Here is a 13,826-nt window from a genome sequence, read left to right as displayed (position 1 = left end):
GAGACCACCGCTCAGCCGCACTTCCGCAATATCCGGTCCATCGCTTCCTGCTCCGCCTTGGTCACCCACAGGTGATAGTCCGCCTTCACGGTCACCTGCTTGGCGACATACGTGCACCGGTAGGCCTTGTTCTTCGGCAGCCAGGTCGCAGCGTCGCCGTCCCGTTTGGAGGCATTGGCGCTGCCGCTGACGGCGAGCAGATTGCGCGGGTCGTTGGCGAAGTCCTGCCACTGCTCGGCGGTCAGCTGCTGCGCGCCCTTCTGCCAAGCGTCGGACAGCGCAACGACGTGGTCGATCTGGATGGCGTTGCTCGTCCCGACGCCGCGCCGGAAGCTGATCCGCGTCCGGGTGTAGGGATCGACGAGGACACCGGTCAGCACGACACAGCCGTGCGTGTTCGGTTTGAGTGTGACGTCGGTCAGGTCGCGGCGCAGGATGTCGTTGCGGGTGTCGCAGCCGTTGTGGCCGAGTTGCACGCTCACGTCGTCACTCCAACGAGTGCCGAATTCCTTGCGGTCGTAACCGGTTTTGGGCGCTCGTCCCTTCACCGGCAACTGCGCGAGCAGCTGCAGGGCGTGTGCGACAGCGGCGTCGGGCAGCGCCGGCGAGCTCGATGAGTTCGGGCTCTGCGCCGGAGCCGGGGGGATCGAGGTCACGACGCGGGTGACCGTCACGGTCCTGGTCACGGCGGACCCGGACGCGCTGCCCGTCGTCGACATACAGCCGGCAACCGCGCCACAGAGCAGCCCCGCACTCGTGATCCCCACCACCGCCCCGCGCACACCCACGGGACAGTCCTATCTCACAGCCCGTCCGGCTCCGATCGTGGGTCGCCGCGGTCGATCGCGTGCTGGCTCACGGTGTGTTTCCAGATGACGTCTATCAGCAGGCGTTCGGGGTGCGACGCGGTGGGCGGTGGCAAACCCTGGCGGCGCAAGTGGGTGACTGCGTGCCGTCAATCCTGCTGTGCGAATGGTTGTTTCACCGGCATCGCCGGTGACCTCGTAGTCCGGATGCTCCTTGACGTAGTGACACCGTGCGCACAGGCCCTCACCATTGCGTTCGATTGTCGCGCCACGGGTGGCGTGGGGGCGGATGTGGTCGGTATGCCGGATCGGCGCGCCGCACCAAGGCGTGCGGCACACCTGGTCACGCAGCAGGATCAGCATCGCGAGCAGTCCCGGATAACGCCGTGCGCGGGAGTCCATTCCGACGATGTCGCCGGGGCCCGGTTGCGTGAACAGCCGGCGGATCCTGGGGCCGGTGGGGTCACCGGTGCCGATCCACTCGCGAGATCGCTTCGGGGTCCAACTGATAGGTCTGCTCGCGAACCGCTCGGATCAGCTGTTGGGTCGACGCATTGCCCAGCAATGGGGCAATCGCCTTCTCAACGGCTGAGCGATCGGTGCCGGACAACACGGCGGTCTCGCGGGTCAGCCGCGCGGCGTCCGCCTCGCTGAGTACGAGCCGCGCTGCTCGGGCGCTGAGTGCGTTGCGTAGCTCATCGATAGCGCGTAGTTCATCGAGCGGGTCGTCGGTCGCGATTTCGTCGTCGAGCCGGTCCGTGGAACGCACGCACCGCGGTGGCGTCGAGCACGCAAACTGCACCCTCGTCCTTGCCGCGCGTCCCGTCGTCCATGTATTCGAGTATTTCACGAATGAGCCTGCAGAACAACACTTTTCGGCATCAACAGTTGTCCACATCCCCCCGATGGCCGCCCCTGTCACGCGCGAGGCATGTGGATAACGATCCACCGCCCGGTGGCTGGTTGATCCACGCCGGGACCGGATACCGTGACGCATGCCCACCGCCGACCGCGACGAGACTCCGGCCGAACGCGCCGACCGCAACTGGACCGAGCTGTTGCAGGAACTGCGCGTCACGCAGACCGGCATCCAGGTGCTCGCCGGGTTCCTGCTGACTCTGCCCTTCCAGCAACGTTTTTCGCAGCTCAGCCACTGGCAGACCGGCCAATATCTCGCCGCGGTCTCGTGCGCGGTGATCTCGGTGATCCTGCTGGTCGCGCCGGTGAGCGCGCACCGGTGGCTGTTCCGCCGGCACGAGAAGGACGTCGTGGTGACCTTCGGCGACCGGTTGGCCAAGGCCGGCCTGACGATGCTCGCGGTCACGATCGTGCTCACGGTGTTCTTCGTCTTCGGTGTCGTCGCCGGGCAGAGCGTGGGCGCCACTGCCGCTGGGGTGGCGGCGGCGGCGTTCATCGCCCTCTGGGCGGTGCTGCCCGGACGGCACGTGCGGTAGCCGTCCGTCAGCCGCGTTTGGCCACCGTCAGCAGGATCGCCGTGTCCTCCAGGGCGAGAAGGCTGTGCCGGGCATCGGGAATCTTCAGCAGATCACCCGATCGACCGTCCCAGCTCTCCCCGCCCACGGAGAACATGCGCACACGGCCCCGCAGCACGTAGACCGTCGCTTCCCCGGGATTCTCGTGCTCGGACAGCTGAGCGCCCTCGGTCAGTCCGATCACCGTCTGCCGCAGCACCCGCTCGTGACCGCCCACGACGGTGTCGGCGGCGTGTCCGTTGTGGGTCGCGGCGAGCTCGAGCTGCTGACGCGCGAGGGCCTCCAGGGAGATGCGTTGCATGCTCACCAGTCTGCGCGCTCTGGCCGAGGATGTGGGCGTTTCGGACCAATTCTCGGGTCACTCCACCGCTGCGAACTCCTGTTCCGGGTCCGCGGCCCGCATCCGCTGCAGCTTGCGCCGCACGACCGGCCAGAAGAGCACGAGCACGCCGGTGGCGACTAGGCTGGTCCAGACCTGGGTGCGGCCGGTGTCGGTCGTCAGCATGATGATCACGACCGCCAGGACGCCGGCGATCAGCAGCGCGTTGAGCCACGGGAAGAAGCGCACCTTGACCTGCAGGGCGTCCGCTTCCTGCGGGGTCATCTTCTGCCGCAGCCGCAGCTGGGTGAGCGCGATGAAGACGTAGACGAAGAGCGCGACGAGGCCGGCGGAGTTCATGATGAAGTCGAAGATGCCGGAGCCCGGAGCGACGAAGTTGGCGATCGCGGCGATGACGCCGCCGATCGTCGAGGCGAAGACTGCGATCACCGGGACGCCGTTCTTCGCCTTGTAACTCACGGCTTTCGGCGCCAGGCCCTTGTCGGCGAGCGCGGAGAACATGCGCGACGCGGAGTAGAGACCCGAGTTGAGCACCGACAGCACCGCCGAGAAGATGACCAGCTCCATGATGTTGGAGGCGGCCGGGATGTTGAACTTCTCGAAGAGCACGGTGAACGGTGCGTTCGCCACACCGGTCGCCTCGGGCAGGTCTTGCCACGGGATCGCCATGGTGATGATCAGGATGGACCCGACGAAGAAGAGCAGCACGCGCCAGATGACGGTGACGGTCGCGAGTTTGACGCCCTTGGCGGGGTCCTCCGACTCGGCGGACGCCATGACGGCGATCTCGGTGCCGAAGTAGGAGAAGATCACCAGCGCCACGCCGGTGAGTATGGCGCCGAACCCCTGCGGCGCGAATCCCCCGTGTTGCCAGAGGTTTTGCACGGCGAAGTCACCGTCCGGCCAGAGTCCCAGCACGAAAAGTGTGCCCACGACGAGGAAGACGACGATCGCGATGACCTTGATGCTGGCCAGCCAGAACTCGGCTTCGCCGAAGGACCGGACCGAGATCAGGTTGCTGATCACGAATACGGCCAGCAGCAGCAGGGACCACAGCCAGGACGGCAACCAGTCGAGCCAGCCGTGCAGCGTGTGACCGCCGATGACCGCCTCGTAGGCGAGCACGCCGACCCAGAAATACCAGTAGAGCCAGCCGACGAGGTATGCCGCCCAGTCCCCCATGCCGACCCGGGCGTATTCCATGAACGAGCCGATCTCCGGCCGGGCCGCGGCCATTTCGCCGAGCATCAGCATCGCCAGGTAGACCAGCAGTCCGCCGACCAGGTAGGAGACCACGGCGGCCGGGCCGACCGCGTGGACGATGCTGGACGAGCCCACGAAGAGGCTCGAGCCGATGATGCCGCCGAGGGTGATCATCGTAATGTGTCGTGGACGCAGCTTCTTCGGGCCGTGCCCGACCGTCGTGTTCGCTTCACTCACAGTTGTTTCCGGCTCCCTTTCTCCTGCGGTGGCCGAGAGTTCGCGAGGAACGAGCGAACATCTCGAGGTCCCGCCCTCCGAACTTTGTCGACAATCGAATGTGGCACACCCCAAGTGCGTGCGGGGCGTATGCAATCACCCATCTCAGATCGCGGCGCAGCCACCCCTCGCGGGTCGAGTAGCGCTGGAGGAGCGAAGCGGGGAGGCGCGTATCGAGACCCGAGGCCCACCGGTCCGCGGCCGCCGCAACCCTGAGCATCCCTATTCAAACGACGCGAAATCCGAGACCGGCGGTACGCGTGATGCATGCGTTATTGCGTCCCGGGACCGGTGTCGCATAAATCATCGGCACCCTCGGCAGCAGGCGTACTCCGGAAAGGTTCGGCCGCGTCACCCGGCCGTCCGTAAAGGAGGCTCCACCCATGAAGAAGAGTATGCGGCTCAGAGGCGCGATGTCCCTGGCTGCCGCCGGAGCGTTGATGCTCCCGGCGGGTATGGCGTCGGCTGCGCCATACAGCGCCCACCACCACTGGCCCCGCGCCTACACCTGCCACGGCGGCATCATTCCGTCCGGCACCTACGCATCCATCACCGTCGCCGGCAACTGTTCGGTGCCGGCACACGCTCGCATCACCGTCAAGGGCAATCTGAACGTGCGTAAGGGCGCCATGCTCGACGCCGACAGCGCACCATCCACCATCACCATCCGGCGCAATGTCGTCGGCTGGCCCGGCTCCTCGATCGGTCTGGGCTGCACCTCCGCGCACGGCGGCTGCACCGCCGGCGGTCCCGACGGCAACGGCCCGTATGCCGGTGAACAGTCCACCGTCCTGATCAAGGGCAGCGTCTGGCTCAACCGGGTCTACAACGCCGCGCTCGACGGGATCACCGTCCGGCACAGCGTCACCTCGCTCGGCGGCGGCTCCGGCATGAACCCACCTGGCTTCATTCCGTTCTCGGTCAAGGACGACGTGATCGGCGGCAACCTCACGGTCATCGGACTGACCTCGGTGTGGTTCGGCGCCATCCGCAGCACCATCGGCGGCAACGTGACACTGATCGACAACTACCTGCTCGACCCCGACGCCAATGAGGTCGTGCACAACTCCATCGGCAAGAACCTGGTCTGCCTCAACAACTATCCCGCTCCGCAGATCGGCGACGCCGGCGAAGGACAGCCTCCGGGTTACGCCTACAGCACCGTCGGCAAGCGGGTCTACGGACAGTGCGGCTTCGTGCTCGCACCGTCCTGACATCAGGCCCGTTGAAGCCCTGGCCGCGCACAGTCGCGACCAGGGCTTCTCACGGAGCCGACCCACACACGCTGGTCGAGTAGCGCAGCCCCTTCTGGGCGACACTCGGCCGCGCCAACTCGCCACATCCGTCCATCCGTCGGGCGACGCACACCACGCCGAGTCGACCAAGAGTGCACAGTGCACAGACACGTGCAGATTTTGTGCGCAGTGACCATTGTTCAGCGCATGGCCACCTCGTAGCTTCCACCGTGGAGATTCACTTCACGAAAGGAGCCGCGCATGGCTCATGGCGAGGACAACGCCCTCTCCCGCGTCGGGACCGACGATCGCCGCCACTGGTTCGGCATCGCCGTCCAACGCTTCGGGCAGGTCAGCGCGCTGTCCCAATTCCTGCTCGGCGCGACCATCGGCTACGGCATGACCTTCGGAAACGCTGTGCTGGCATTCCTTTTCGGCTCGGTCATCCTCGAAGTGCTGATGTGCGTCGTCGGCGTCATCGGCCAGCGCGAGGGCCTCAACACGGCATTGCTCGCGCGGTGGACCGGCTTCGGGGAGATCGGCGCCTCACTGGTCGGCCTTGCCATCGGCATCAGCCTGATCGGCTGGTTCGGCATACAGTCCCAGATCTCCGCGGAGTCCCTGAAGGCACTCATCGGCGGCGGCATGCCGACGTGGGGCTGGTCCGTGCTCTGCGGGCTCGTGGTGACGGCCATCGTCGCCGTCGGCTTCGGCGGCATGCAATGGCTCGCCAACGTCACGGTGCCGCTCTTCCTCGTCCTGGTCGGCTGGTCGGTGATCTCCGAGCTGACGAAGCACTCGTTCCACTCGCTGCTGACCTCACCTGCTCCCGGGCCGCACATGTCGGTGTCGACCGGCACCGGCATCGTCGCCGGCGGCCTGATCGTCGGCGCGATCATCACCGCGGACATGACGCGCTACAACCGTTCGACCGCCGATGTCGTGAAGCAGACCGTGCTCGGGGTCACCTTGGGAGAGTTCGGTATCGGGCTGGCCGGCGTCTTGTTGGCACACGCGGCGGGCAGCGGCAACATCGTCGCGATCATCACCTCGTCGGTCGGCGTGGTCGGCCTGATCATCGTGCTCACCGGCACGCTGAAGATCAACGACTGGAACCTCTACTCCTCCGCCCTCGGCCTGGTGAACTTCGTCTCGACGACGTTCCGGCAGAACCTTCCCCGGGCAGCGACGACGGTCGCCCTCGGCGTCGTCGGCACCGTGCTGGCCGCCGCCGGCATCCTCGGGCACTTCACCGAGTTCCTGACCACGCTGGGCGTTGTCTTCCCGCCGATCGCCGGGATCATGATCGCCGAATACTTCGTGGTCAAGGTATGGCGCAAGGACCTCGACGCCACCCGCGAGACCGGGGAGTTGCCGGCCAACGCGCCGCGCGTCGTCCCGACGACGCTGGTGATCTGGGCGATCGCTTCGCTGATCGGCAAATACGTGACATGGGGCATCCCGAGCATCACGTCACTGGTCGTCGCAATCGTTCTGTATGTCGTGGCCGGCCAAGCCGGACTGGTCAAGGGAATCGGCGTGTCCCACACACCGTCCGCCACCGACGAGCGAGTGCCGGCGCCGGTTGCCTGAGCCGATCCACCGCGACACCAACGAATTTCACATCTCAAGGAGAGCAATGCATATCGGAATCGATGTCGGTGGAACCAACACCGACGCCGTCCTGATGGATGGGACGAAAGTCCTCGCCGGGGTGAAGAACGCGACCACGGACGACGTGACCAGCGGGATCGTGCAGGCCATCGACGGGCTGCAGGCGGAACATGCCTTCGACGCATCCACCGTCACAGCGGTGATGATCGGCACGACCCATTTCATCAACGGGCTGGTGGAAGCAAGGCGTCTCGCGCCCACCGCGGCGCTGCGCCTCGGTCTGCCTGCGACCCAGGCGCTGCCCCCGATGGTCGACTGGCCGGAGCGGCTGCGCACCGCGATCGGCGGACGTGCCTACCTCGCGCACGGTGGCTACGAGTTCGACGGTCGGCCGATCTCCCCGATCGACCACGAGGAACTCAAACAGCATGCGGGCGACATGGCGGCCAACGGCATTCGCTCCGTGGCAATTTCATCGGTCTTCTCCCCCGTGAACCACGACCTGGAGGTCGAGGCCGCCGAGCTCCTCACCGCCGAACTGGGGCCTGACGTCGCGATCTCCCTATCCCACGAGATCGGTCGCATCGGCCTGCTGGAGCGGGAGAACGCCACCATCATCAACGCCGCGCTGCGTGAGATGGCGGTCTCGATCGTGAACGGGCTGACCGCCGCGGTGCGCAAGCACGGCATCGAGGCACCGATCTACCTCAGCCAGAACGACGGCACCCTGATGGACGAGGACTACGTGCGCCGCTACCCGGTCGCGACCTTCGCCTCCGGTCCGACCAACTCGATGCGCGGCGCCGCCGCCACGAGCGGCCTGGAAACCTGTGCGGTCGTCGACATCGGCGGCACCACGTCCGACGTCGGCCTGCTCATCAACGGCTTCCCTCGCGAGACGACGACCGAGGTCAAGGTCGCCGGCATCCGCACCAACTTCCGGATGCCCGACGTGTTGTCGCTGGGCATCGGCGGCGGCAGCCATGCCAATCCCGAGACCGCGTATGTCGGACCGGAGTCGGTCGGTTATCGCCTGACGTCCGATGCGCTGGTGTTCGGCGGCAACCAGTTGACGGCTACCGATCTCGCTGTTGCCAGCGGCCGCGCGGACATCGGTGACAAGAGCCTCGTCGCGCACCTGGACCAGAGTTTCGTGCAGGCAGCGCTCGACGGCATCGCCGACCGGATCGCCGAGACCGTCGACCGGATGCGCACCTCTCCGGAGCCGATCCCAGTCGTGGCCGTCGGCGGCGGCTCGGTCCTGTTGGACGACGAGTTGCCGATCTTCGGCGCCATACACCGCCCGGACAATTACGCCGTCGCCAACGCCATCGGCGCGTCGATCGCGCAGGTCGGCGGCGAGATCGACAAGGTCTTCACCGTCGACCCCGGGCGGCGGGACGCGATCCTCGACGAGGTGCGCCAGGAGGCGGTCGACAAGGCCATCGCGGCCGGCGCCCGTCCCGACTCGGTGTCGATCGTCGACTTCGACGAGGTGCCGATCCCCTACCTGCCGGGCAACGCGACGCGCATCCGCGCCAAAGCGGTCGGCGACCTCGAGATGGAGGCCTGAGACATGACATGGAAGCTCGACGTCGACCAGATCGACGATCTGGCGCGCGGTGCTGCCGTGCTCGGCACCGGCGGTGGTGGCGACCCCTACATCGGCGCGCTGCTCGCGAAACAGGCTCTGCGCGAACACGGTCCGGTCACTGTGCTCACGGTCGACGAGGTGCCTGCCGATGCGCAGGTCGCCATGGTGGCGATGATGGGTGCGCCCACCGTCATGGTCGAGAAGGTGCCCAGTCTGACCGAGGTCACCGCACCATTGCGGGCGATGGAGGAGGTCCTCGGCCGGCCGGTGACGCACGTCGTCTGTGCGGAGGCCGGTGGCGTCAACTCGACGATCCCGATCGCTGCGGCGGCCTCGCTGGGCCTGCCGCTGGTGGACGCCGACGGCATGGGCCGGGCGTTCCCCGAGCTGCAGATGGTGCTGCCGACGCTCTCCGGAGTGGGCGCCTCTCCCCTGGCGATCGGCGACGACAAGGGCAACACCGCAGTCCTGTCGACGGTCACGAACACCTGGGCGGAACGCATCGCACGCACGGCCTGCGTCGAGATGGGCTGCTCGGTGATGATCTCGCTCTTCCCGATGAAGGGTGACGAGGTCGCGGCGAGCATGGTGCCCAACACGCTGGCGCTCTGCCTGCGGATCGGGCGTGCAATCACCGAAGCCCGTGCTGCCAATACGGATCCGGTCCTCGCCGCTGCCGAGGTGCTGGGTGGCCGGGAGATCTTCGCCGGCAAGGTGACTGACGTCGAACGCAAGACCTCGACCGGTTTCGCGCGCGGCCGCGCCCACGTGACCGGTGAGGGGGCCAAGCTGGAGCTGAACTTCCAGAACGAGCACCTCATCGCCCGCCGCGACGGCGAGGTGCGCGTCACGACTCCTGACCTCATCCTGTTGCTGGAGCACGACTCCGGTGAGCCCATCACCACCGAAGGCCTGCGTTACGGCCAACGAGTCCGTGTCGTTGCGGCACCCAGCGACCAGCGCTGGCACGGCGCCGAGGCCTTGGCGATGGTCGGACCGCGTTACTTCGGGTATGACGTGGACTCCACCCGCTTCGACGGAACCGTGGAGGTCCCCGCATGAGCTACACCCCACGAAGTTCTCCCCCGCTTCGCTCCTCCGATACTTCGCGGGGACCCCGAGCAAGCTGGGAACTGACTGCGGACGACCTGCCGGACCTGGCTCGCGGCGCGACACTGCTCGGCACGGGTGGCGGCGGCGACCCGTACGTCGGCCAACTGATGGTTGCGAATGCCCTTGGCAACCGGTCGATCACGGTGCTCGACCCCGACGACCTGTCCGACGACCTGCTCGTCATACCGACCGCGCAGATGGGTGCGCCGACCGTCGTCATCGAGAAGATGCCGGCCGGCACCGAGCCGAGCACGGCGCTGCAGACGCTCGAGGAACACCTCGGGGTCAAGGCGGACGCGACGATGCCGATCGAGTGCGGCGGCATCAACTCGATGATCCCGCTGCTGGTCGCCGCCGAGCGGGGGCTGCCGGTGGTCGACGCCGACGGGATGGGCCGCGCGTTCCCGGAGCTGTCGATGGAGACGTTCGCGGTGTATGGCGTGCACGGCTCTCCTCTCGCCCTGGCCGGCGAGCGCGGCGAGCGCGTGGTGATCGACACCGGTGACGATGACCGGCAGATGGAGTGGCTCGCGCGCGGCGTCACCATCCGCCTGGGCGGTGTCGCGCACATCGCCGAATACGTGATGAGCGGAGCGGAAGTGCGGCGGACCGCGGTGCCGCGCACGCTGTCGATGGCACTGTCCCTGGGCCGGGAGATCCGGCTGGCACGAGAGCAGAAGCGATCTCCCTTCGACGCGATCGAATCCGCGCTGGCGCCAACTCTTTACAACAAGGTCGTGACGCTGTTCGAGGGCAAGGTCACTGACGTCGAGCGGCGCACCACGGAGGGCTTCGCTCGTGGTGTCGCGAAGATCTCCGCGGACGGTCCTGACGCATCCGGTGAGCTGGAGATCAGGTTCCAGAACGAGAACCTGCTGGCGCTGCGTGACGGCGACCTGGTCGCGATCGTTCCCGACCTGATCTGTGTGGTGGAGCGTGACTCGGCCGAACCGATCACCACCGAGGGATTGCGCTACGGGCAGCGGGTGCGGGTGCTGGGCATCTCCACCCCGGAGCTGATGCGGACGCCGGAGGCCCTGGCTGCCTTCGGACCAGCCGCGTTCGGTCTGGACGAGACATTCGTGCCGGTCGAGCAGATGGCGATCCGACCAATAGCCTGAGACGGTGCCACTGACGCTGGACCACGCCGACCTCCCGGCGCTGAGCCATGGCTACTCGCTGCTCGGCTCCGGCGGGGCGGGCGAACCGACCATCTCGGCGCTCATGGTCGAGCACACCGCGCAGTGGCCGGTGATCGTGCACGGCGTCGACGAACTCGACGACGCAACCCCGTGCGTCGCCGTCGCCATCATGGGTTCCACGATCATGGTCGCCGAGAAACTGCCGGGACTGCAGCCGTATGCCGGGGTGATCGGGGCGCTCGAGCGATGGATCGGGGCCAGGGCCGGTGCGGTGTGCAACGCGGAAGGCGCCGGGATCAACGGTGTCGCCGCGCTGCTGCCTGCGGACGGACGCGTCATCGTGGACGCCGACCTGGTTGGGCGGGCGTTCCCCGATCTGGATCAGCTCACGCTGCTGGTGGACGGTCTGCCCGGTCTCGTCGTGGCGTGCGAGACCGGCGGCGGTGTCACGCTGGTCGCCGATGCGCGTCCGGCGGATGTCGAGCGCGTGCTGCGGACCGCGACGACCTGCAGCGGCGGCTGGTCCACCTTCGGGGTGGGCGGTTTCACCGTGGGCGACCTGCGCCGGCACGCGGTGCTGGACGGCACCGAGCGTGCCCTGGGTCTGGGCCGCGGTTACCTGGCGTGTGCGGAGACAACCGACCCGGCAGCGATCGCCGAGCAGCTCGGAGCGCAACTTCTCGGAGCGGGACGGGTCGTCGACATCCGGCAGGAGCCCGGCCCGCGGGAGTTGACCACCTTCCAGCTGGCCGGGTCGGACGGCGCCGTGCTGCGGCTGGTGGCCGGTTCGGAGTTCCTGGCCGTGCTGCGCGACGGCCAACTGCTCGTGTCCTCACCGGTGATCGTCGCGGTGCTCGACCGGGTGAGTCACCGCATCCTGCAGGTGCCGGACGTCACGCATGCGATGGACCTGATGCTGCTCGCCATACCCGCTCCGTCGTGGTGGGTGGAGCAACCGCATCGCCTGCGCGAATCCCGGCCATCTCGTTGGGGATTCGAAGGATTGGACGCACTGTGAGCACCGAACTCAGCCTTCGCGCGCTGCTGGCTCATCCGGACACCGGGGAGTTGACGGTGCTCAGTGAGGTGGACACGGTGTGGGACGAGGTCGTCATCGAGGTCGACGAGAGCGACCTGCCCGACCGGGTGGAGCGCGCGCTGGCCATCCTGGTCTCCCCCGCGCCACGGGAGACGTGGCGACTCGAGCCGTTGCTACGTCGTGTCCGCGACCGCGGATTCACCGGTGTCGCGCTGACGGGCGACGGTGTGGACGAACGGGTTTCGGCGCTGAGTCACCGCATCGGGTTGTGCGTGCTGCACACACCACGGCCGACGCAGTTGGCCACCGCGTGCTGGCAGCTGATCGAGGCACGCGATGCGCTGACGGTGTGGGCGGTGCAGCGGGTGGTGCGCTCGATCGAATACCGCGCCACCGACCTGGACGATCTGCTGCGGCATGTGAGCAACAGTCTGGGCCGGACAGTGGCACTGATCGGGCCGGACGGTGTGCTGCAAAGCAGCGGCGAGGCTCCGACCCACGCGGCGCTGGAGGCCGTGTCGTTCGGGGCTCGGTGGCTGGACACGGTGCGAACCGGTGACGAATTCGCGGTGTCGGTGCCGGTCGCCAGCCCCAGCAGGCAGGGACTGCGGGTGCTGCTGCACGGTCGTGACGTCGGAGCTGCGCAGGAGCGTGCGTTCGGGACGGCGGTCGAGATGCTGATGCCGATGGTGGCCGCGCGACTGTTGATCGACCATGTGGATGAGGTCGCGGACGTGTCTCGTTCGGCGGCGTTGCTGATGGACTTCCTGGACTCCAAAGGCGCTGACCCCGCACTGGATCGGCGGATGCGAGCGCGTCGATGGTCGACCGGCGGCTATCACCTGGGGTTCGAGATCGCGGGCCGCGGACGGGTCGATCAGCTGGAGTTGCTGCGGCTGGTCAACGGTGAGCTGGCCCGGTTGGACCTCGACACGCATGCGACGACGCGTGGTGGTGCCGTGGTCGGCTGGCTGACCTTCCCGGACGCGCCGGACCACACCAGCGTCACCCGACAGGTTCGCGGGTTGCACGAGCTGCACCGCCGGGTCTCCCGCGAGTTCGACATCGCGACCGGGGTGGGGGCGATGGGTGACGGGCCGTCGGGGCTGCGGGACACGCTTGCTCAGGCGGCTGACGCAGCACGTCTCGCGGCGGACCGGGAACGCTCGGGCTGGTTCTTGCCGGTCGACAGCCTGGGTCTGGAACAGCTGATGCTCTCCTGGACGGTCGGCGACAGTTTCACCCACGCCGCGGAGTCGCTGCTCGAGCCGCTCGGCGGTGGTGATCGGGAATTGCTTGCGGCATACCTGGACGCTGAGTCGTCGGTGCGGCGAACCGCGGAAGCCCTTGGCCTGCACCGGAATACGATCACCGGCCGCGTCCAGCGCATCCAGGAACTGCTCGGCGTCGACCTGGATGATCCGGAGGCGCGTCTCGCGCTGCAGCTGGCCTGCCGGACGCAGCGCAGATCGCTTCAGTGAAGTGTGTAACCGCCGTCGGGATAGAGCACGGAGCCGGTGACGTAGGAGTTGCCGAAAAGAAACATCACTGCATCGGCGATCTCATCCTCGGACCGATGGAGGAGCGCCACGGTCCGACGCGGATCGAGTAGACGATGGAGGAGCGCAGCGGGGGAATCGGCATATCGAGATCAAAGACCCGCCCACTGTCACACCCCGTCACTAGCCTTGACGTATGTCCCTTCCTGAGCCACTGCAGAATCTCGGCAACTGTCCGATCTGCGGCAGCGCCGCCGTCAACAGCATCGCGTATGGCGAACCCCTGTCCGACTACAACGAGACGTGGCCGTCGAACGTCCAAGTCGGCGGCTGTGTCATCCGAGACGCCAACCGGGCATGCACAAACTGCGGTACCGAATGGCACGACCCGAGTGCTGCTTTCTGACCTGGAGCTGGACCCGCGCGCACCAAGGTTTCGCCGAAAGCCGCACGTGCCAAGCGATCTGACGCT

General features: G+C 67.3%; 14 protein-coding genes. 9 read left to right on the top strand and 5 right to left on the bottom strand.

The features are described from left to right. Nucleotides 1-11: 11 nt before the first annotated feature. The 3 genes from ACYVBN_RS04365 to ACYVBN_RS04355 form a co-directional block, all read right to left on the bottom strand. Nucleotides 12-788 carry an HNH endonuclease family protein gene (locus ACYVBN_RS04365; protein ID WP_460599444.1) on the bottom strand — a complete coding sequence of 259 codons (777 nt, stop codon included), beginning with the start codon at nucleotides 786-788 and terminating at the stop codon, nucleotides 12-14. 9 nt (nucleotides 789-797) lie between these two features. After that, entirely contained in the window at nucleotides 798-1,169 is a 372-nt protein-coding gene (locus ACYVBN_RS04360; protein ID WP_460599443.1) for an HNH endonuclease signature motif containing protein, read from the bottom strand. A gap of 100 nt (nucleotides 1,170-1,269) precedes the next feature. Beyond that, nucleotides 1,270-1,575, bottom strand: a complete 306-nt coding sequence (locus ACYVBN_RS04355; protein ID WP_460599442.1) for a hypothetical protein — start codon at nucleotides 1,573-1,575, stop codon at nucleotides 1,270-1,272. Between the two features lie 226 nt (nucleotides 1,576-1,801). Here ACYVBN_RS04355 and ACYVBN_RS04350 point away from each other — a divergent pair, with 226 nt between their 5' ends. After that, nucleotides 1,802-2,260, top strand: a complete 459-nt coding sequence (locus tag ACYVBN_RS04350) for a DUF6328 family protein (RefSeq protein WP_460599441.1) — start codon at nucleotides 1,802-1,804, stop codon at nucleotides 2,258-2,260. 7 nt (nucleotides 2,261-2,267) lie between these two features. On the opposite strand, the gene ACYVBN_RS04345 is transcribed toward ACYVBN_RS04350, so the two are convergent. Next, a complete protein-coding gene (locus tag ACYVBN_RS04345; protein WP_460599440.1) occupies nucleotides 2,268-2,600 on the bottom strand; it encodes a cupin domain-containing protein in 333 nt (110 codons plus the stop codon). A gap of 57 nt (nucleotides 2,601-2,657) precedes the next feature. Then, a complete protein-coding gene (locus ACYVBN_RS04340) occupies nucleotides 2,658-4,079 on the bottom strand; it encodes an amino acid permease (protein WP_460599439.1) in 1,422 nt (473 codons plus the stop codon). A gap of 422 nt (nucleotides 4,080-4,501) precedes the next feature. On the opposite strand from ACYVBN_RS04340, the gene ACYVBN_RS04335 reads away from it, so the two are divergent. The 8 genes from ACYVBN_RS04335 to ACYVBN_RS04300 all read left to right on the top strand — a co-directional run bounded on the left by ACYVBN_RS04335 (nucleotide 4,502) and on the right by ACYVBN_RS04300 (nucleotide 13,760). Beyond that, nucleotides 4,502-5,332, top strand: coding sequence for a hypothetical protein (locus tag ACYVBN_RS04335; RefSeq protein WP_460599438.1), 831 nt, complete (start codon nucleotides 4,502-4,504; stop codon nucleotides 5,330-5,332). Nucleotides 5,333-5,614: 282 nt separating this feature from the next. Beyond that, the gene (locus ACYVBN_RS04330) at nucleotides 5,615-6,946 is read left to right on the top strand and encodes a purine-cytosine permease family protein (RefSeq protein ID WP_460599437.1); all 1,332 of its coding nucleotides are present in this window, start codon (nucleotides 5,615-5,617) and stop codon (nucleotides 6,944-6,946) included. A 46-nt stretch (nucleotides 6,947-6,992) separates the two neighbouring features. After that, nucleotides 6,993-8,540, top strand: a complete 1,548-nt coding sequence (locus ACYVBN_RS04325) for a hydantoinase/oxoprolinase family protein (protein WP_460599436.1) — start codon at nucleotides 6,993-6,995, stop codon at nucleotides 8,538-8,540. Nucleotides 8,541-8,543: 3 nt separating this feature from the next. Further along, nucleotides 8,544-9,623 carry a DUF917 domain-containing protein gene (locus ACYVBN_RS04320; RefSeq protein WP_460599435.1) on the top strand — a complete coding sequence of 360 codons (1,080 nt, stop codon included), beginning with the start codon at nucleotides 8,544-8,546 and terminating at the stop codon, nucleotides 9,621-9,623. Then, the gene (locus ACYVBN_RS04315; RefSeq protein WP_460599434.1) at nucleotides 9,620-10,795 is read left to right on the top strand and encodes a DUF917 domain-containing protein; all 1,176 of its coding nucleotides are present in this window, start codon (nucleotides 9,620-9,622) and stop codon (nucleotides 10,793-10,795) included. Before ACYVBN_RS04320 ends, ACYVBN_RS04315 begins: the two co-directional genes overlap by 4 nt. Nucleotides 10,796-10,799: 4 nt before the next feature. Then, complete coding sequence (locus ACYVBN_RS04310) at nucleotides 10,800-11,834, top strand: S-methyl thiohydantoin desulfurase domain-containing protein (protein ID WP_460599433.1); 1,035 nt, start codon at nucleotides 10,800-10,802, stop codon at nucleotides 11,832-11,834. Beyond that, the gene (locus ACYVBN_RS04305) at nucleotides 11,831-13,336 is read left to right on the top strand and encodes a PucR family transcriptional regulator (RefSeq protein WP_460599432.1); all 1,506 of its coding nucleotides are present in this window, start codon (nucleotides 11,831-11,833) and stop codon (nucleotides 13,334-13,336) included. Before ACYVBN_RS04310 ends, ACYVBN_RS04305 begins: the two co-directional genes overlap by 4 nt. A gap of 214 nt (nucleotides 13,337-13,550) precedes the next feature. Next, complete coding sequence (locus ACYVBN_RS04300) at nucleotides 13,551-13,760, top strand: hypothetical protein (RefSeq protein WP_460599431.1); 210 nt, start codon at nucleotides 13,551-13,553, stop codon at nucleotides 13,758-13,760. Nucleotides 13,761-13,826: the final 66 nt, after the last annotated feature.

Source organism: Flexivirga lutea, assembly GCF_054778955.1.
The sequence above is the reverse complement of the archived record's forward strand: the minus strand, read 5'-3'. Positions and strand labels throughout refer to the sequence as shown.